At 48.4% G+C, this 18,036-nt stretch carries 17 protein-coding genes; 3 read left to right on the top strand and 14 right to left on the bottom strand.

Annotated elements, in window-relative coordinates; translation table 11 throughout:
- Positions 1–18 precede the first annotated feature (18 nt).
- From L5462_RS04665 to L5462_RS04625, 9 genes are all read right to left on the bottom strand, one after another.
- Complete coding sequence (locus tag L5462_RS04665) at positions 19–234, bottom strand: hypothetical protein (RefSeq protein ID WP_237779655.1); 216 nt, start codon at positions 232–234, stop codon at positions 19–21.
- 24 nt (positions 235–258) lie between these two features.
- Entirely contained in the window at positions 259–948 is a 690-nt protein-coding gene (locus tag L5462_RS04660; RefSeq protein WP_237779654.1) for a DUF169 domain-containing protein, read from the bottom strand.
- A gap of 9 nt (positions 949–957) precedes the next feature.
- Positions 958–1,140, bottom strand: coding sequence for a hypothetical protein (locus L5462_RS04655; protein WP_147671907.1), 183 nt, complete (start codon positions 1,138–1,140; stop codon positions 958–960).
- A 185-nt stretch (positions 1,141–1,325) separates the two neighbouring features.
- Complete coding sequence (locus tag L5462_RS04650; RefSeq protein WP_237779653.1) at positions 1,326–2,012, bottom strand: hypothetical protein; 687 nt, start codon at positions 2,010–2,012, stop codon at positions 1,326–1,328.
- Positions 2,013–2,123: 111 nt separating this feature from the next.
- A complete protein-coding gene (locus tag L5462_RS04645) occupies positions 2,124–2,678 on the bottom strand; it encodes a pseudomurein-binding repeat-containing protein (protein WP_237780018.1) in 555 nt (184 codons plus the stop codon).
- Position 2,679: 1 nt separating this feature from the next.
- Positions 2,680–3,375, bottom strand: coding sequence for a PsbP-related protein (locus tag L5462_RS04640; protein ID WP_237779652.1), 696 nt, complete (start codon positions 3,373–3,375; stop codon positions 2,680–2,682).
- A 33-nt stretch (positions 3,376–3,408) separates the two neighbouring features.
- Positions 3,409–3,723, bottom strand: a complete 315-nt coding sequence (locus L5462_RS04635; protein WP_237779651.1) for a DUF4064 domain-containing protein — start codon at positions 3,721–3,723, stop codon at positions 3,409–3,411.
- A gap of 15 nt (positions 3,724–3,738) precedes the next feature.
- Entirely contained in the window at positions 3,739–4,215 is a 477-nt protein-coding gene (locus L5462_RS04630) for a hypothetical protein (protein WP_237779650.1), read from the bottom strand.
- Between the two features lie 31 nt (positions 4,216–4,246).
- Positions 4,247–4,573, bottom strand: coding sequence for a DUF2085 domain-containing protein (locus L5462_RS04625; RefSeq protein ID WP_237779649.1), 327 nt, complete (start codon positions 4,571–4,573; stop codon positions 4,247–4,249).
- A gap of 435 nt (positions 4,574–5,008) precedes the next feature.
- On the opposite strand from L5462_RS04625, the gene L5462_RS04620 reads away from it, so the two are divergent.
- On the top strand, positions 5,009–5,602 hold the full coding sequence (locus tag L5462_RS04620) for a CRISPR-associated transcriptional regulator Csa3 (RefSeq protein WP_237779648.1): 594 nt from the start codon (positions 5,009–5,011) through the stop codon (positions 5,600–5,602).
- A gap of 48 nt (positions 5,603–5,650) precedes the next feature.
- Positions 5,651–6,517 carry an ATP-binding protein gene (locus L5462_RS04615; RefSeq protein WP_237779647.1) on the top strand — a complete coding sequence of 289 codons (867 nt, stop codon included), beginning with the start codon at positions 5,651–5,653 and terminating at the stop codon, positions 6,515–6,517.
- A 29-nt stretch (positions 6,518–6,546) separates the two neighbouring features.
- Here L5462_RS04615 and L5462_RS04610 read toward each other — a convergent pair whose 3' ends face one another.
- The 3 genes from L5462_RS04610 to L5462_RS04600 all read right to left on the bottom strand — a co-directional run bounded on the left by L5462_RS04610 (position 6,547) and on the right by L5462_RS04600 (position 13,544).
- Complete coding sequence (locus L5462_RS04610) at positions 6,547–11,004, bottom strand: cobaltochelatase subunit CobN (protein WP_237779646.1); 4,458 nt, start codon at positions 11,002–11,004, stop codon at positions 6,547–6,549.
- Between the two features lie 293 nt (positions 11,005–11,297).
- On the bottom strand, positions 11,298–12,437 hold the full coding sequence (locus L5462_RS04605) for an ARPP-1 family domain-containing protein (RefSeq protein ID WP_237779645.1): 1,140 nt from the start codon (positions 12,435–12,437) through the stop codon (positions 11,298–11,300).
- A gap of 267 nt (positions 12,438–12,704) precedes the next feature.
- Complete coding sequence (locus L5462_RS04600; RefSeq protein ID WP_237779644.1) at positions 12,705–13,544, bottom strand: hypothetical protein; 840 nt, start codon at positions 13,542–13,544, stop codon at positions 12,705–12,707.
- Positions 13,545–14,150: 606 nt separating this feature from the next.
- Here L5462_RS04600 and L5462_RS04595 point away from each other — a divergent pair.
- Positions 14,151–16,952 (top strand): ATP-dependent DNA helicase, encoded by a 2,802-nt coding sequence (locus L5462_RS04595; protein WP_237779643.1) that lies wholly within the window; start codon positions 14,151–14,153, stop codon positions 16,950–16,952.
- A gap of 3 nt (positions 16,953–16,955) precedes the next feature.
- Here L5462_RS04595 and L5462_RS04590 read toward each other — a convergent pair whose 3' ends face one another.
- Both L5462_RS04590 and L5462_RS04585 read right to left on the bottom strand, forming a co-directional pair.
- Positions 16,956–17,417 (bottom strand): hypothetical protein, encoded by a 462-nt coding sequence (locus L5462_RS04590; RefSeq protein ID WP_237779642.1) that lies wholly within the window; start codon positions 17,415–17,417, stop codon positions 16,956–16,958.
- Positions 17,417–17,968 carry a PsbP-related protein gene (locus L5462_RS04585; RefSeq protein WP_237779641.1) on the bottom strand — a complete coding sequence of 184 codons (552 nt, stop codon included), beginning with the start codon at positions 17,966–17,968 and terminating at the stop codon, positions 17,417–17,419. Before L5462_RS04585 ends, L5462_RS04590 begins: the two co-directional genes overlap by 1 nt.
- Between the last annotated feature and the right edge of the window lie 68 nt (positions 17,969–18,036).

Below are 18,036 nucleotides of genomic sequence, written 5' to 3'. Positions count from 1 at the left end.
AGAGGTGGAGACCCCAATCTAGAATTCCTTTTCCTCGGTCTCCTCTTCAAGAAGATCCAGTCTATCCTCAATCTCCTCAAGGAGCTTACCCACACTCCTGAGGATCTCAAGGGTATCATAGATCCAGTTTATAACAAGCTCCTGGTCTGCCTCACCCTCATATTTCCTTATCTTTTCCTCGAGGTCAGCAACATCCTCAAGGATCCTGAAGGTCTTTGTCTCAACCACAACCATCACCCCACGTTTTATCAGGTGAGCCTACTGGCTTATGGCCTCAAGGGCGTTGACAACACACCCTATGTTCTCGCCGTTGAGGCCCACTATGAGTTCATCATCCCTCACACCGGCGTACTGCCTTGAACCACTGCACCCCATGGTTATGTTTGCCCTCTTCCTCATGTAGGGACCTGCAACTGCGTCTGCACAGAGTGACTGTATACCTGAGAAGTCTGCCTCAACGCGGCCACCCAGCGTGTAGACGAGGGCCTGTGAGATCTTCATTGCCTGGGCAGGGTTGCAGATGATCACTATGACGTCAGGGTCAAAGGTTGCATCCTCAAGGGGCGCGTATACTGCAGCGTAAAACCTGAGGTCAACGGATGGTATCTCATCAAAGGTTCTCTTGGCTGATGCAAAGCTTGCGAAGCGGCCAAGGTTGTAGTAGAACTCCCCTGTTTTGACCTTCTCTGGTGCCTCATCTATTCCAAGGGCATCTGCACCACCCTTGCATGCCTGGGCCTCAGCCGTCGCATAGAATGATTTCCCTGCAGCGGCCATCTGGACCATTTCACAGTGCCTTGCAGGCTTCTCTATTTTTTCAACGCCCTCAGGAAGGTCATCCTCCCTTAGAACGAGTTTTATCGCCACCGGGGACTTTTCAAGTCCAAGGAGGTCCTTCAGTTTTCCTGATATCACATCATATCCATTCGCAGCGCATACATCAACCACAAGATCACCTCAATCTATAATCTTCACGGGTTTACCGTACTGTCGTTTCTCGAGATGGCCACAGTCGCGGCATCTGTAGATCACCAGGATGAAGTTCCCTGATTCAGGGTATGTCTCCTCCACCTCATCTGCAACTCCACCGCAGACACTGCACCTCACCCTCTCTGGCTGATCCATTCTGTAGTGTATCATCAGAACCACACCTTAATATTATGTAAAAAAGAGTATATTAATTTCTCTGCAGTGTATCATCGGGACCACACTGTAATATATGTGAAAAAGAGTATATTAATTTCTCGGTTTCGGTGGTTCTGTTTCAGGTTTTCACTGCTTTTCCAGGTTGCTGCAGCTGGTTGTGGCGGGTCTCTCTTAAGTTTTTATGGGATGTCAGTGGAGTCCAGGGTTATTATGAACTCCCTGGCATGTTGCAGGGTTTGTGAGTAGTCCTGGTACATGTAGTTCTCATAGAGTATGGCGGGTGTTCCCCCCTGAATTATGGGTTCTGTTACATAGGCGGGGCTTGTCTGTGACTCAGGGAGGTAGTAGGATAGCCAGCTGATCCTGGATGCAAGTTTCAGGGCTATCAACCTGCTCCTATCATCAGGAAGTGGGGTGAAAACGAACCTCCTCATACCATAGTTGCCCCTGTTGGAGTGCACATCAACTGCGAGGCTGTAGTTACCCCGGGATACATCGGAGACCACGTATCTTCGTGCAAGGAGCTGCCCTGCCATTCTCCCCTTTTCGTAGTCCTCCGGGTTAAATGTGACGTTGACCCGGTATACGAAGTACATGTACCTCAGTTTGTCCTGGTTCTCCTCAAGGGCCTGCATTACTGCCCTGTGGGAGTTCCCCTCAAGGGGGTGGACCCCTGTTATGTAGGCTATTTTCACCTCTGAGTTTCTGTTCCCGTAGGGTCCAAGTTTCTCAACTGTGCCCATCTTATCTGAGCCCAGAACCACAGCTTCCTTCCTGTTATCTGTGCTGTGGAGGGAGGGGTTCAGCAGGTAAACCGTGATTAAAGCCCCGGTGATTATGAGTGATATGATCAGTTTTCTCTGCATACTGAACTTCCATCAGTACACTATTTTCCCATTTGATAGTTTGAGGATAAAGGTTTGCTCATTCAACAATTTAATAGTTAAGTTAGATTTCTATAAAAAGAAAAAAGGTATTCAGGCACTCACCACTTCTGGTAGAGTCCCTGTCCTCCTGTATTCAACCAGAACCTGTCTGAAGATCTTCCTTGCAAGGGATGGGGTTATATCGGGGGATCCCTCAACATAGATACCCACGTGGTTGGGGCTTCTGCCATTGGCGTCCATCCAGTTGTATGTGCGCTCCGCCATATCGGTGTATTCACTCCTTGTAAGGGTAACGGTATCCATGAATCCATAGGGGTCCTCAGGGCCACCGTATTCACCCACATGGATCTTTCCTGTCTCATTGAGTTCCAGCATCACAACCCCCCTTGCAAAGATGTAGAGTAACTGGGGGCCTGTGAAGTTGAATCCCCTGTACTTCACGGTCCCGTTACCTGAGTCCATCTCTGCAAGTTCAAGGACAGCCTGAAGGTTCAGCCGGTATCCATCTGAGGTTTTTTCAACCGTTGCCGTTTCAACTTTATCTTCCTGGACACTGCCGCCCTTGAGTAGCTGCAGTGCACCGGCTGTGAACAGAAGAGCCAGCATAACCGCTGCAATAACCGGAATCATTCTATCGGAATCCATATCACTCAACCCTGAAACTCCTTATAATTGTGTTTATATCATCCTGTATAAGTGAGATGTCATCAGATGTGAAAAGCAGGGAGTATTCATATTTGCCATCGGTGAATACAATGTACTCATGGTCTCCGCATCCATCTGAATAATACGATGATTTGATGGCATATGCCCGGTTACCATCAACCTCGATTTCCTTCACGTATTCAACGCTATCCCCTTTTTCATAGCATACTTCAAGCCAGATTTCCTTCAGGGTTTCAGCACTAAGGGTGTAGGGTTTTTTATAGACGGTCATGATTGAGTTTATACCCATATCGTAAGATTTGAGATCAACTACGGTATCTGAGCTTCTATTTTCCGGTGTGTAGATATTCCATGTCTCGGGGTAACTGAATGAGATTCCATTGCCCTCGAATTTATTGATGTATGATTCTGTTAACGCTGACCCACCAGTAGCATCCAAAGTATCATAACTGTAATCATCGCTGTAATCAGTACTATGGTCGGTAAAAAACGTGGCTGCAACTGCAATGAAGAGTATTATTATCATTGGGAGTCCAGTAGCTATTAGAAACTTTGATGTCTGGCTCTGCTTTTTCCACCAGCTGTTACTCCCCCCAGAGTTAAGTTCAAACCCGCAGCTGGAACAGAAGATTGCATCTCTCCTGTTTTCTGATCCACAGTTTGAGCACCTTTTCAAATGCACACCTCCATTAAAAAAATAAAATGGGGACTATCTTATTAGCCCGAGAATACCTGCAATACCAAGGAAAACTGTTCCGGGGATTGCATAGGCAGATATGCTTATGAGAAGCCAGAGGGCACTGACTATGAGGATCACACCACCCCTTCTGGGGTTGTTCCTTACATATACTGATCCTATGATCCCCACAATTGAGGCCAGTATCGCACTGATACCCAGATAGAGTAGCTCGGAACCAAAAACCGAAAGTACAATGGCAAAAAGGCCTCCCAGCAAACCGAAGATCGCCCCGATTATTCCAAGCACAAGTTCAAGTGTCCTTGATGTTTCTACAGCATCACTCATTACAACTCACCTCCATCAGACATTCAGGGTTGTTCTGTATATGGCAGAGTCATCGTCAGTCGCCAGGTCGGTGAATATCAGCACTTCAACCTTCACAGGGGTTCCTGAGTCGATGATGTCCATGGTGCTGAATTTAACTGGCTGACCTGCTTTTGCGTCATTGATGTTCCATGCGAGTGGATTGTCATATAGCAGGTTTCCCTCTGAGTCATACCACTTGAGGCGTATCTCAAGGTAGGAGAAGTCCCTGAGTGGCGTGATCTTTCCCTTCACGGAGTAACTTCCATAGCCCTCTGAGACGACTTCAATATCCTCAACCCTGATTTCAGATTGGGTCTGTGTATTGGATTTTTCTGCAGTGGATGCCTCGCTCCCGGTGTTATCCGGAGACATCATCCCGACTATTGCAACAACAAGTATAAAACCAAGACACAGTGCTCCAATGATAACACCTGCCCTGGTTGTTGAACTCTGTTCATCCCACCAGCTCATTTTATCAACCTCCTTTTTTTTCCTGAATTGTTCAGAGATGGATTATGAAGTACTTCACCGCCTTTGTGAGTATACCCAGCCCCACACCTGCTGCAAAGCCGGTTGAAAATCTCAGAATATTGTTGCTTTCCCTGTAACCAAGCAGCTGTGTGAATCCATCAAGGAATGTTGGAACTATCATAAGGACTCCTATGATTATAAGGGTGATATCATATTCAATCACTGTGAAGTAGGCATATATAAAGTATGCAAATGCACCAGTGTAAATTCCAGTACACCTTGAACATACAGGAAAATAGTGGCCTCTTACTGAAAATGTTCTCTCTGGTTTTCTGTGGCACAGATACTTCAGTTTCATATGGACAACACCATCTCTAAAATGTCAATCAGGACAATTACTTAATGAGTATTTTATTATATTTAAATGTTAATGTTTTTCATTTACATTAATAAATTTTACAGGGATTGTGGGATAATTTTTCATCATGAATTCTCTGCCACTCATCCATTAACTTCATTATACCTTCCACATATTATGGGCCACCCATGATAGAGGAGCAATCATCTGATGGTATGAGCAAATTCATTTTAATGTAATGTGGAATACCCCCATTTTCACTGACCCCCTTCACCATATCAGTGGATTAAGAATAAAAAAGGGGTCACTTCTGAATGTCAATCTGTATAGAGGAAAATATATATAGAATGATCAGAATAAGATAACACCATATGTAATGGATTGTTTTCCCTGAACAAATCTTTGTGATAGGAAAACTTAAGGGACGTGATAATAATGGATACAACGCTGATATCCACAATATACTCCATTGAGCCGGTGATGTTCTGCATAACACAGTTCTCACCAAAGAAGGTCGTACTGCTCAAGGAGGATAAGGCGCCAAGGGAGAAGGAACAGGTAGAACAGGTCCTCAGAGACACCCTGGGTAACTTCGTTGAGATAACGACCTTCGAGACAAGTCTTTATGATGTTGTCACCATTGCAAAGGACATGGTTGAGATCATAGATGAGGAAAGGGCCAATGGAAGGCGTGTTGTGGTTAATATAAGCGGGGGCAGGAAGACCCAGGCACTCGGTGCACTCTTCGGCTGCTATGCCAGGAACCATGATGTCCAGCGCATAGTGTATGTGACCGAGGAGGACAGTGAACTCATAGACCTCCCCATACTGAGCTTCGGGATCTCCAAGACCAAGAAACAGGTCCTTGAGGAACTCAAAGCAGGTGAAACTTCGGTTAAGAACCTTGCAATCAAGATAGGTATAAGCAGGGGAATGACCTACAACCACATAAGGGAACTCCGTGACATGGGGTTCATAGACCGTGAAAAACTTGAGATAACCTCTGCAGGTGAACTTGCAGTGCTTTAAATCATCTTAAGGGGCACATGTTTATTTAAATGAATTAAAGTGTCCTCAATGCCCATAATCTCTTTAAACAGAACAGATAATTTTTTTGGAAGGGAAAAGGAAATCAGAAGAATTAAGGAAGCCCTCAATGACCCTGGCTTTGTGATTTTGACGGGTAGGATGGGCTCAGGAAAAACCGCTATTCTCAGAAGGTTTCATGGGGAGAACCCAAATAGGACCACCTTCATTGATATGAGGTGTACCGATATCAGGAGGATCCATGAGGGCATACCTGACTTCAGGAGGATAACTGTTCTTGCAAGAACCGTGGAGTGGAACGTGCTCCTTGACAGCATGTCCCCCGAAAGATCTGCCTTCACTGAGGCATGGAAGATGTCACAGATGCACTCCATGAGCTGTGCTGTGGCGGTGAGGTACAGCGAGCAACTTATCAGGGATATTCAGGGGGAACTCCCCCTGGCGGCTGTTGTTGAGGTGCCACCCCTCACAGAAAGAGAAACAGAGATGTACATCAGGCTCAAGGCACCGGGTTTCAGGGCTGTGGGTGCTGGGATAGCATACATCCATGAGGTCACAGAGGGAATGCCCCTGTTCATTGACAGCTTCCTGAATGTGCTCTCAGATGGAATCATATACGGTCCAGCGCTCCTTGAGGAGAACTTCCAGGCAAAGTTTCAGCAGATAGCATTTCCATGGATCGCTGAACTTAACTGTTTAACGCAGAGGGAAAAGGGTATACTGAGTCTTTTAAAGGACGGCCCCCTTAAAAGTGATGAAATACCCGCAGAGAGTAGCGAACTTGATGAACTTGAACTCAGGGGCTTCATTGAGCTTCATGGGGATGAATGGAGTATAGGCTCCGAGCTCCTCAGAAGGGTTATAGTTGAACTTGAGAATCAGACGGGATGTATCTAGTTTTATTCAATAAAAAAATAAAATGGGGGTTATCTACCCCTCCAGTAACCGAATCCCACAAGTAAAACAAGGCTCACAACACCCAGAAGCGCGTACAGTGGCACCTGACTCTCTGATGATCCACTCCGGGTTGAAGCTGAAACCTCATAGGCCTTTCCTGATTCAGAACCTTTTACTGTTTCACCGGGGGTCGCTGTATCTTGACTTTCATCCACTGAACCGGATGATCCACTGTGTGATTCACCTGGTGAACCTGAAGGTTTCTGTCCGTTTCCTGCGCTTTCACCGTTACTTTCTGAACCTGAATGGCCTGGATTCTCTGAACCTCCCCCCTCTGGTATATTGACTGATGCGCCTGTTGCAGCTGCAAGGGCAGCGGCGAACCTTTTAAGGTCGGCCTGGTTGACCGAGGAGACCTTAACAAGCCAGTTATTGAAGACTATATTTGCACAGGTATGGTGGCAGCACACAACCCCGTACTGCCCGGCAAGTTCAATGTAGCGGTTTGCAAGGTCCCTCATGACAGCCCTATCTGCATTCCAGATGTTCCGCCTTGCAGCCTCAAGGACCCAGGCGATCATTGACTGGGCTGCAACAGCCTCATAGTCCCTTGATGCCCTGAACCTGTCACTCAGAAGGTTCACTGCGAGCTGGTTCCATAGCTCATTGCTCACTGCACCTGTTGTAACGGCCACGCCGAAGACATTCTTGTACCTTGAGGCGTATTCCAGCCAGCCACTTGGTGAGCTGAGGAGTGAGTCCATGTAGCGCGGGTTGAGCAGCTGGGATCTCACCTCAAGTTCAATCTCCTCTGTAACGGTCCTCACTGTGACCGTGTTCCTGTTCCGTATATCCACCAGTGCAGTGTCGGGGTTGCCGCCTAGGTGGCGTGATGCAAGGACCATCCCACCGAACCAGTCATAGTAGTCGTCTGTGTCAATGAGCCTCCAGGTACTGTCTAGGTTCTGGGTTACAAGGTTCACCCTACCCAGGAGGTACTGGAAGGTGCCCCTGTTCTGCTTTATATCCACGCCTCCAGGGGTTGACCTCCAGGCATAGGAGACCCTTGAGAGGTAGACATCTGCAAGTTCAGCGCTGGTATTCCATCTTGAGGTTGCGGGTGTCATATCTGATACACCTGTACCCTCAAGTACAAGGCCCCTGAGTCCGAAGACACGGTCCAGTGAGCCGCATTCACTGTAGTGCCTTTTAATATGGTTTTCGGTGTCATTTGCCTCTGCAGCCATCTTAACAGCGGCGTTCATAAGGTCTATCCAGAGCTGGTTACCGGTAACGGCAGTTACAAATACGTCGATGCGCGGCCGTGGTATCTCAACGCCGTTCACTGTGATCTTGAGTTCTGATGCGTTCATGAGGGCAGGTTCCGGTTTAACGTCGCCATTGGTATTCCACTGGGGCTTAACCCCGAGGAGGTACATGAACTCTGCAATGGCGACTCCATCGGTCCTCAGAAGCTCGGTACCCCACATCACCATTCCGATGAGTTCAGGGAATCTGCCGTGCTTCGTGTAGTACTCTGCAAGGAGGGTGTCTGTGATTCTCTTCGCGGTCTCCCAGGCGGCCCTTGTTGGCATCTTCTTGGGGTTGGTGGCGTAGAAGTTGACGCCGGTTGGGAGCACATCACACCATGCAGGGTCACCTGCAAGCCCTGGCCTCACAAAGCCACCACCAAGGGCTGAAAGGAGGCTCTGCCATTCGGTGTTTCCGCGTATCCTTCTGATTGTCTCATTGATGAATTCAAGGTCCGTAAGGTTTATACCTGCAGGGACCGTGCCGTTTATGATGTTCCTGATCCATGTCCGTGCAAGGTTCTTAACCAAGGCTATCTCGTCACTGTATCTGAGGGGATCCTTCAGCATTTCACTGTAGGCGGGCTTTGAGGGGTGAAGGGTTTTCCTGATGTTCTCCAGGAACTCTGACCTTGATGATGCTATGGTGAGAACCTCCTCAACCAGCTCATCACCCTCAAGCACCCTTCCAAGGCTGTGGAGTCCCAGGGGGATTATGTCTGATTCTATCTCATGGAGACTGAGGTGAAGCCTCTCAAGGGCATCTGTGAAGTTTCCTGACATGTTGAATCCCATCTCTGAAGCTCTGGATCTGATCTGGGACTCAAGGGCCGGGAGTATCTGGCTGTTGCCAACCTTGAGGGCGTTCTCGTACTGGTGGATGAGGTCGTGTATCTCAATGAGTTTACCGTACAGTCCGCTCTCAACCATTGCAGGGGTCATGTGGTCGATTATGAGCGCCCCGCTCCGGTCCTTTGCAACCATGCCCTCCCCTGGATTTGAGACGATGTATGGGTAGATGTTTGGGATTCCTGTGAGCTGGAATGGCCAGTCATCCTCCATGAGCCCTATCATCCTCCCGGGGAGGAACTCCAGTGTCCCGTGGGTTCCAAGGTGTATCATTGCATTTGCCCTGAATACGTTCTCCATCCACCTGTAGAATGCTATGTACTGGTGGTGTGGTGGCAGGTAGGGGTTGTGGTAGTCTGTGACCTCGTCCCAGCCACGTGCCGGCTGGACCGTTACGAAGATGTTCCCCAGCATTATACCTGGTATCACGATGCTGCCGTTCACCGTCATTATCCTGCCTGGTGCGGATCCCCATTTTGATATGACCTCTGACCTGAGTTTCTCAGGGAGTTTGCTGAACCATGCCAGGTATTTCTGCACATCAAGGAGCTGCCCGCTGGCCTGCAGTTCTGCCCTGTGCTCACTCACGTACCTTTCAAGGAGTGGCTGGGCCCAGGTACCCCTGTTACCAAACTCTGAGACCATCCTGTAGAGTTCCTCCACGTCGGGTATTCTTTCAACCCTGTATCCTGTCTCGTTGAGCTTCACCAGGAGGTCGTGGAGGCTCCTGAAGACGTCCAGGTATGATGCCGTGAACCCATCCTTACCTGGCGGGTAGCTGTAGAGTATCACCGCGATTTTCTTATCTGAATTACTGAGTTCCCTGAGCCTTGCCCATCCATCGGCCAGTTTGACGATCTTCTCAACACCGGGCTGTACCACAACCTCATTCCATGATGCGTCGGTGTAGGATACAACGATTGGTGAGAAGACACCCTCAAATCCGGGTATCGTGACCTGCCATGTCCACTCATACTGGGCGCCCAGCGGGTTTGTGAGGCTTGAGTTGCTGTAGAGCTGCACCCCCTTGATCACAGGGATGTTGATCCTCTCAAGCTCTGCAAGCGCCCCACCTGATGGCAGGTTGGCGTAGTTGAGTGACCATGAGTAGAGGGATATCACCGCGTCTATCCCCCTTGTGAGGGGCCCCTTACCGTTGACTCCAAGGGCGAGTTCCTCAAGTAGTGAACTCACAGCAGGATTTGTGGCCCCCTGGTAGAGGTTGAAGACGGCCCTTCCCTGTTTCTCTGCCTCACGTATTATCGCATCCACTGTTGTTGATGGATTGTAGCTCACAACGACGATGAAGGGTCCTGTTATGTTTTTGTTTGCCGTGTACCAGTTCTCGAATTCCCTGTAAATATCTGCCCTCTGACCTTCCGCCCATACCGAGAAGTTCTGGTCTATCCATCTTAGGCTATCATATGGTGGTATGAATCCAGGGTTGCCCTCTATCCATGCCTTTATCCTGGATCTCTCTGCAACCACACTCATCACTCCACGGTCAGGGTGGTAGAGTCCCCAGTCAGGTGCTGCCATGACCGGCCCCTGGTTGTTCTCCACAGGGTTGAATGTGGTCTCACCGAGGAGATACTGGATGTACTTTATCATGTTCTCCAGGTTCTCCCTGGCTGCCCCTCCTGATGCAAGGGCGTAGTAACTTGCAATGTAGGTGTTCTCCACTGTATCAGGTGTGTCATTTCCTGGTGTTCCCCCGAGGAGGTTCAACCCGGTTCCACCGTAGGGGTCGCTGTCTGTGTCTGTGGGGTAACCGAAGCCCGCCGCTATCATGTTCCTCTGGTTCGCGGGACTCCTCAGGAGATATGGATACCAGGAGTCACCCCATCCTGTCCCGGGCATTGCCATGTCCAGGTAGGCGAAGTTCACGTGCTCCATGATCCAGTCACTGGCTGCTGAGGATGGGTCCCACATGTCATGGTAGATTATCCTCCTGTTACCCATCGACTTCAGTATGCGTCCCTTCTCAGGGACCGAGCTTATGATGGCTATATCCGGCATGAATGTGTGGTTCAGTTTTTGGCTTGAGTTTACGGTGTATGTCACTGGCCGGTAGGTTTGGTAGCTTATCCTCACCTCAACAGGGAATCTGTCACTGAATGTGACCCTGTAGGATCCGTCTGATGCTGTCCCTGTTTCATTGATAACCGAACCATTGTATATCACGGTGATGGTGGCATTCTTCACTGGCAGCGCGTCCTGGAGTGTGGTGTATCCTCCTGATGTTTCATTGTAGATCTCCTTTATGTGTCCTGAAACCTCCGCTGCGCTGGCTGTGCCTGTCAGTGCAACTGCGAGTATCACCGCCATTACTGTGATGAATCTTTTAATATTTTCACCTCCCTTTAATTTTATTCAGGTTTACTTTAAGGGAGGCGATATTTAAAATTAACTTTAATTATTTTAAAACAAATTTTAAATATGGTCACTCAGATGGTCACGTTAAATGCCTCTGGTGATAATAAATAGGTTGATGGGGGTTTCAGTTATTTTGCAGGGCTTTTTGCCTGTTCAGTGACAATAAAAAAGTTAATGGGGGTTTTTCAGGTTATTCGGCAGGGATTTTTTAGTTGTTCATTGATAATAAAAGAGGTTGATTGGAGTTAAATGTTGTTGTTTCTCCTCATGGTCTCGGCCCTCTCCCTGTAGCCTCTAATTCGCCCGCTCTCATCCTGTAGGTTGAAGAACACAGAATGTATGACCTCACCTGCATGTGTCAGGGCTGAGCCCACAAGACCCTCAGAGGTGTACCGGTGGTCTATCCCATAGCCCGGGGATGGGTAACGGTGTTCATCTGCGTTCATGATCCTCTCAATGAAGCCCTCAGGGTCCACAGGTTCGTATGTGGCCGCATCATGGAGCATGGCCTCGATTGCATAGCTCTTTATGATCTTATCATGGAGTTCCCTGTAGGCCGAACTTCTTGATACAAGTTCAAATCCTGCAATTCTACCGTTGATTGCAACAAGCACTCCGTTCTGCCCCTTCACTGGTTTGAATGGTTTTTTGAATTCCTCCAGTGTCTTTCTCTTCTTTCTGTAGGCATCTGCCATCGCACCTGTTTTTGAGGTTGAGCCGGTCCTCCTGTGTAGCCTGTTAACCTCATCCCATACGCTGCTCTGGCGTGAGCAGTACGCCGTCAGTAACTCTTCCTGGTTCCTGATGTTGATCTCCCGGATATCCTCAAAGGTGTCACGGATGACATGCTCATCTGCGGGTGTATCATCTATTTCAGCGCTTCTGCCAATGTTCTCAAGGTTCTCTTCATCCGCAGGTGTATCATCTATTTCAGCCCCTCTTCCAAGGTTCTCAAGGTTCTCTGTCACGGTTCTTGTCTTGGTAACCCTGACGTTGAGTGCAGCGACCCTTTCAGGGTCCCTGAACTCCTTTGAGGTATAGGACCATCTGCCCTGCTCCACGCAGCTTACAGGTATCATGGTTTCTGACTTCTCAGGCACCAGAACGGTGGCGTTGGCCACACGGTTCTGCTTGGCACCCTCCAGTTCCTCCCCGTCAATTATGAGTACGGGTTCAGCAGCCCGGTTAACTGCAAGTACCCTGGGTACTGAGCCATATTCGTCAACCTCACCTATACTTATGAGGTCATTGCTCATGGCCTCTTTGAGTGTAAGGTAGTTCTGGCTCCCCTCAGGCGCCCTAACAGGGATGACCTCCATCTGATCTGAAACCTGGGGTTTGAGGAACTCCAGGCTTCCCAGCCAGCTCTCAACTATCTCATTCAAAACATCACCTCTCAAGGTTAACAGCCAGATAATTCACTCTGGCTCTAGAATAGTATATGTAAATTATTGAATATAAATATTTTTACTGAATAATTGAAAATATTTTATTCAAATATGAGTGAAATATCTGTTTAATGAAAGAATTTAATTTAAAATGTGGTATTCTGAAAGATTTTAAGTGTTCACATGGACGCCCTTTGATTCTGGATTTATTCTCTGAGAGCTTCTAAGCATTTAATAAAAAAATAAAGGTATTCTGAGGGCGTATCAGCTGTTATCCCTTAGGGCGGCCCTCAGGTCCTCAACAGGCACATCGTATGTTTCACAGGCCCTCTGAAGCCATGCCATTGTCGATTCAGGTGTGAGGGACATGGCAACCCTTAATAGCTCTGCAAGCACCTGAGACTGTGGTGAGGTGGTATCAAGGATTTTAACAAGTGATCTGAAAAGTTTAAAGCATTTCCTGGCGTCTGATATGAATGAGCTCAGGGTCTCCTGGTATTCAAGGGCATCCACGTCCCTCTCATCATCCATCATAACCGTGGGTGTGAAGATGTCGTACTCCCACTTGAAGAGTCCAAGGATGGAGCTCCTCTTATCCTCTGCCCCCTCAAGGTAGTCTGATATGAGGGATAGAATACCGTGGGATACTGCTGAGGGGCTCGCCCTCATGTTACCTGTAATTCCGAGGTTTGCCTCCAGCAGTTTCTTCAGGGAGGTCTTCATCCAGCCGCTCTGGGGGTCTTCGAGGTCGTTCAGCGTCGCCTCCACAACCTTCCTAACCTCAAAGGGCTTATCGGTTAGGTCAAAGAAGTGGGGGTACCTGGATTTCATTTCCATCTTCAGCTCCTCTGTATCATGTTTCCCCGGGTCTTCACGGGTCTCCTGGAAGGCCTCAAAGAGGATAATGTCCCTTAACCGTATGTGGGACGTCCAGTCGGTGAAGTATTTTATCCGGATATCCTCGGCGGTTTTACGCCCCAGAGGGGTGTTCAGGAGGGATGGATGGTATTTCAGGAACTCCTCCCACCCCTCAAGGCCTGTGTATCCTGATTTCAGGATTCTCTCTGCAGCCTCATTATATTTTATGCCTTCAAATATGTCCAACATACCACCTCTAAAAGAGAGAGGGAGATCACCAAGCCTCCCTATACACAAATATCCTGAATAAAACAACTGTATATGTAGCACTGTATATGTATTTTATTGAATATAAAGGTTGCGGTTAAGTTGATTAAAAATGTTTATTTATAAAAGCATATAATAGAAAGTATAACAAAATTTTCCAGGATTATAAAAATAAACGTGGATGCCACACCGCACTTGTCTGTAACCAGGGGTAACCTGCTTCAAGGAGTGCCAAGATCTAAACTATACCATATATGGAGTAGAGCGAGTTTCCTTGGATCATAATTTGCTTTTACTTGATTTTACGATATTATATGACTCACATAATCTTTAAAAGCCTTAAATCTAGATTAGACATCTGTTTTCACCATATGTACTGTTGATCGCTGATAAAGGTGCTGTTAGTGCATAACATTACCGGAAATAGCGTCGCCGCTATGTGTTTTCTGACAGTCATCTTTCACTGAAAATTAAACACCTAATTTTTTTAATTAATTAAAGTAAATTTGTAATACGTCATCATTCAACAGAAAAACTATAAAAGTAAAGGGATAGCATAGAAATAACATTCAGGTGGTGCAGTGAATGGGAGGGGAGATCCAGCTCACAGATGAACAGCGCAGGGCTGTTGAACACTTCACCGGGCCCATGCTGGTTGTTGCAGGGCCAGGGGCCGGGAAGACAAGGATCATAGTTGAGAGGGTGGCCCACCTCACAGAGAGGAAGGGGGTTGACCCAGGAAGCCTAGTGGTGATAACCTTCACAAAGAAGGCTGCTGATGAGCTTAAGGAGAGGATACTCAGGCGCGTGGGTTCAAGGGCAGAGGAGATGCAGATATCCACCATACACTCATTCTGCAACCGCATACTCCGCATGTACCCGGATCACCACCCCCTGGGTTCCCACTTCCATGTCCTGGATGAGGAGAAACAGCTCATGTTCATCTACGACCACAGGGAAGAACTTGGATTAAGGCACACCCCCAGGGAACGCTTCCTCAAACTCCAGGCCTTCTTCAGCGAATGCCAGGAGAACATGATTGAACCGGATGCGCTCCTGGAATACCACCGCTCCCATGGTTCAAAAAGAATGCAGATCGTCGCTGCAGAGGCATATGGCAAATACATCAAACTCATGGAGGAGAAGAGGGTCCTGGACTTCTCAGGGATGCAGTGGCAGGTCGTAAAACTTCTTGAAAGTGATGATAGGGTCCTCGAGGACCTCAGGTCAAGGTACAGGTTCCTCATGGTTGACGAGTACCAGGACACAAACCCCATACAGGAGAGGTTCCTGGAGCTCCTTACAGGGGATGAAAAAAACATATTCGCAGTTGGGGATGAGGACCAGAGCATCTATGGCTTCAGGGGGTCCACACCAGAGAACTTCCTGGGCTTCGAGGACAAGTACGATGCAGAGGTTGTGATGCTGGAGAGGAACTTCCGATCGGTCCCCAGCATAGTGGACATCACCCAGAGGTTCATGGAGGGGTACAGGGACTACCCCAAGACCATAAGGCCGGTGAGGAACTCAAAAAACAGGGTCTTCATCCTTGACAACCCCACCCACCAGGACGAGCCACGCAACATAGTCAGCATAATAAGGGCCCTCGTTGATCACAATGTGATCCCCCACCAGGGGTACGTGACACTCCTCTTCAGGAGTGTTAAACACGATGCAGGCGAGATAATGAATGAACTCAGAAGGGAGGGCATGCCCTTCAATGTTTACGGTGAGGGCGGATTCTTTGACAGGGAGGAGATACTCTACATCATACAGCTCCTCCACCACACAAGGAGTATAAGGAGGAGGATAATCAAGAAACTGAGCCCTGAAAACACCGAGCATTTCGAGAGCGACTTCATGGATATAACGGGTGAAAGTATTGAGATAATCAGGAATATGGATGAAGAGGGCCTCAGATCATTCAGAACCCATGAAGAATTCAGGGAAGCTGGATTCACCCATCAGGATGACATCGAAAAACTCGTCGCCCTCAACAGACTCATAGACAGTGAACCCGGCGTCCTTGAGAGGTACTATGAGATCCTTGAGATCAGCAGGTACCCCCACAGGCTCCTTGAGAGGGCTGATGATGAGTCAAGGGAGAAACTCTACAACCTTGCAAGGTTCAGTTCAATAATCAAGGACTATGAGAGGGTATCCTCAGAGCCCACCGTGGAGGGCCTCATGGAGTTTGTGAGGATGGCGATGACAGGAAGCGTTAAGAAGTACGACCAGATACTCCTTGACAACCCGTACTCGGTCAATGTCATGACCATGCACAGGGCGAAGGGCCTTGAGTTTCCTGCTGTCATAATCTGCTCAGTTTTCAATGGTAAATTGCCCAGGAATAGGGGGAATCCTAAGGAAGCCTCCAATACTGAATTGCCCAGGAATGGAGAAGATCATGAGGACCTGTTCATCCCGAAGGAACTCAGAAAGGGCACAGAAAGGAAGGATTTCCTCGAGGAGAGGAGACTCTTCTATGTGGGAATGACAAGGGCCCAGGACATACTTATAATCTCTGCGACAGAGAACCACCGGGGAAGACTGGGGTATTCACCATTCATAGAGGACCTCATATCAGCTTCAAGGATAACAAGCGATAAACTGGGGAGGATAGACCCTGAATATGCCAGGATAGAGGTCATAAAGAACACCTGTGAGGTGGGGGATATTGAATCCATGGAGACCTTCAGGATGAGCTTCACAGAACTCAACACCTACCTCACATGCCCATTCAGGTACATGATGCTCTACGAGTACGGCTTCGATGTCCCGTCAACCATGAACCAGCTCTATGGTATGGCTGTCCATGAGTGCCTCAGGAGGATAAACAGGCGCCTCATGAGGGGTGAGGCCATAACCGATGGTTACATACACGAGCTGGCATCAGAGACCCTCAGGGATCTGAATTTAAGCAGGGAGGCATTTGATGCCTTTAAGTCCAAACTTAAACGCTACATTGAGGATATAAGGTCCCGCGCAGCCCGAATAATCTCTGCAGAGAAACCCTTCAGCATAATGAGGGATGGCTTCATGCTGACAGGTCAGACAGACCTCATCATAGAAAACTCCAATGGCGGACTGGAACTCGTTGACTTCAAGGCAATGACAGGGGAGGGTATAGAGTCAACGGATATCTCTCTTCAGCTTGGACTCTACAGGCACGCCCTTGAAGAGGACTTTGATGGCTTCCTTGCCTACACCTTTGAGGATTCAGAGTGGCATGAGATAGAGCCACTGGATGATGTTGAAGCGGTTCTCATTGAGGTTGCAGGCAGGGTGAGGAGGGAGGAATTCCCTGCAAGGAAGAACGATTTCTGCAGGTGGTGCACCTTCCACTCCATATGTGAGCATGTAGCAGGTATTTATGGGACCCTTTAGGTTTCACTGCTTCACCCTGAATGAGTATGTTACAAGGTCGAAGTTTTCCTTCTCCATTTCAAAGTCACTTTCATCCGCCCTGCATATCACCGCATACCGCCCCCTTGGCGTGTCCATTATGGTCACCCTCACCATGCCACCATTTTCAGGGTAAATGAACTCAACCCCACGGTAGCCGTTCACTGTGACGTTCCTTTTCCCTGTGAGATTTTCGGGTACAGGGAACCTGTAGTCAGCCCTGAGCTTCTCAACGGTGACCATGGTCCTGAGTTCCCCGCCGGGCTCTGCAACGGTGACGGCATACTCATAGCCCCGCTCCACCTCATATGGTGGGTGTATGAAGGACACCTGACTCCAGGATGCGGGGTAATGGAATATGATCTCATGGTTCTCAAAGACCCTGTAACCTGCTGTGCAGCATGATACAGATAGGATGATCAAAAAAAGGATGGGGATGAGCCTCATCACTTCACCTGGAAGGAGTAGGTGATAAGGTCAAAGTTCCTCTGTTCAGAATCGAACCTCTCAGGTGTTGTGCCGCATAGTATGACATAGATCCGCCCATTCTTCTCAAGCCAGGTTGCACGTTCCTGTTTCGTCACCCCATCAACATTGATGGTGTGTATATTCTCATATGCGGTTACACCGTCAACTGTGAGCGTCCTCTCAGAGATCAGCCTGTAACCAGGCTCCCCTGAGAAGGCCCGGTAGGTTTCATCATAGACGTCCTTCAGGGTCCTCCCTGATGGCAGCGGAATGCTCTGTATGATGACCAGGGTCTCAAGGTTACCAGCCTCATCAACCCCCGATGGGTCAGCGACCGCCGCGATACTGTTTGGACTTGCAACCGTCAGGTTCTCTGAGGTCCAGTTCGCAGGGTACCTGAATGATATCTCACTGTCAGAGTACGTCCTGTATGGTACATCCGGGACCGTATTGTTTCCCTCGGTTGTGACGGTGCAGCCTGAGACCGCAACGGCCACAACGATAGGGAGCAGAAGAAGATATCCCCTCATATAAAAACCCCCCTTTATCTGTACAGTTAATTATGTATCCCATTGTGGATATAACTATACATGGGTGT

The organism is Methanothermobacter sp. K4 (assembly GCF_022014235.1).
Lineage (GTDB): Archaea > Methanobacteriota > Methanobacteria > Methanobacteriales > Methanothermobacteraceae > Methanothermobacter.
This window is presented reverse-complemented; position numbering and strand designations above follow the sequence as displayed.

Coding starts and splice junctions, on each gene's coding strand:
- L5462_RS04665 (WP_237779655.1), bottom strand. CDS start 234: ATGGTTGTGGTTGAGACAAAGACCTTCAGGATCCTTGAGGATGTTGCT.
- L5462_RS04655 (WP_147671907.1), bottom strand. CDS start 1,140: ATGATACACTACAGAATGGATCAGCCAGAGAGGGTGAGGTGCAGTGTC.
- L5462_RS04650 (WP_237779653.1), bottom strand. CDS start 2,012: ATGCAGAGAAAACTGATCATATCACTCATAATCACCGGGGCTTTAATC.
- L5462_RS04645 (WP_237780018.1), bottom strand. CDS start 2,678: ATGGATTCCGATAGAATGATTCCGGTTATTGCAGCGGTTATGCTGGCT.
- L5462_RS04635 (WP_237779651.1), bottom strand. CDS start 3,723: ATGAGTGATGCTGTAGAAACATCAAGGACACTTGAACTTGTGCTTGGA.
- L5462_RS04630 (WP_237779650.1), bottom strand. CDS start 4,215: ATGAGCTGGTGGGATGAACAGAGTTCAACAACCAGGGCAGGTGTTATC.
- L5462_RS04625 (WP_237779649.1), bottom strand. CDS start 4,573: ATGAAACTGAAGTATCTGTGCCACAGAAAACCAGAGAGAACATTTTCA.
- L5462_RS04620 (WP_237779648.1), top strand. CDS start 5,009: ATGGATACAACGCTGATATCCACAATATACTCCATTGAGCCGGTGATG.
- L5462_RS04615 (WP_237779647.1), top strand. CDS start 5,651: ATGCCCATAATCTCTTTAAACAGAACAGATAATTTTTTTGGAAGGGAA.
- L5462_RS04610 (WP_237779646.1), bottom strand. CDS start 11,004: ATGGCGGTGATACTCGCAGTTGCACTGACAGGCACAGCCAGCGCAGCG.
- L5462_RS04595 (WP_237779643.1), top strand. CDS start 14,151: ATGGGAGGGGAGATCCAGCTCACAGATGAACAGCGCAGGGCTGTTGAA.
- L5462_RS04590 (WP_237779642.1), bottom strand. CDS start 17,417: ATGAGGCTCATCCCCATCCTTTTTTTGATCATCCTATCTGTATCATGC.
- L5462_RS04585 (WP_237779641.1), bottom strand. CDS start 17,968: ATGAGGGGATATCTTCTTCTGCTCCCTATCGTTGTGGCCGTTGCGGTC.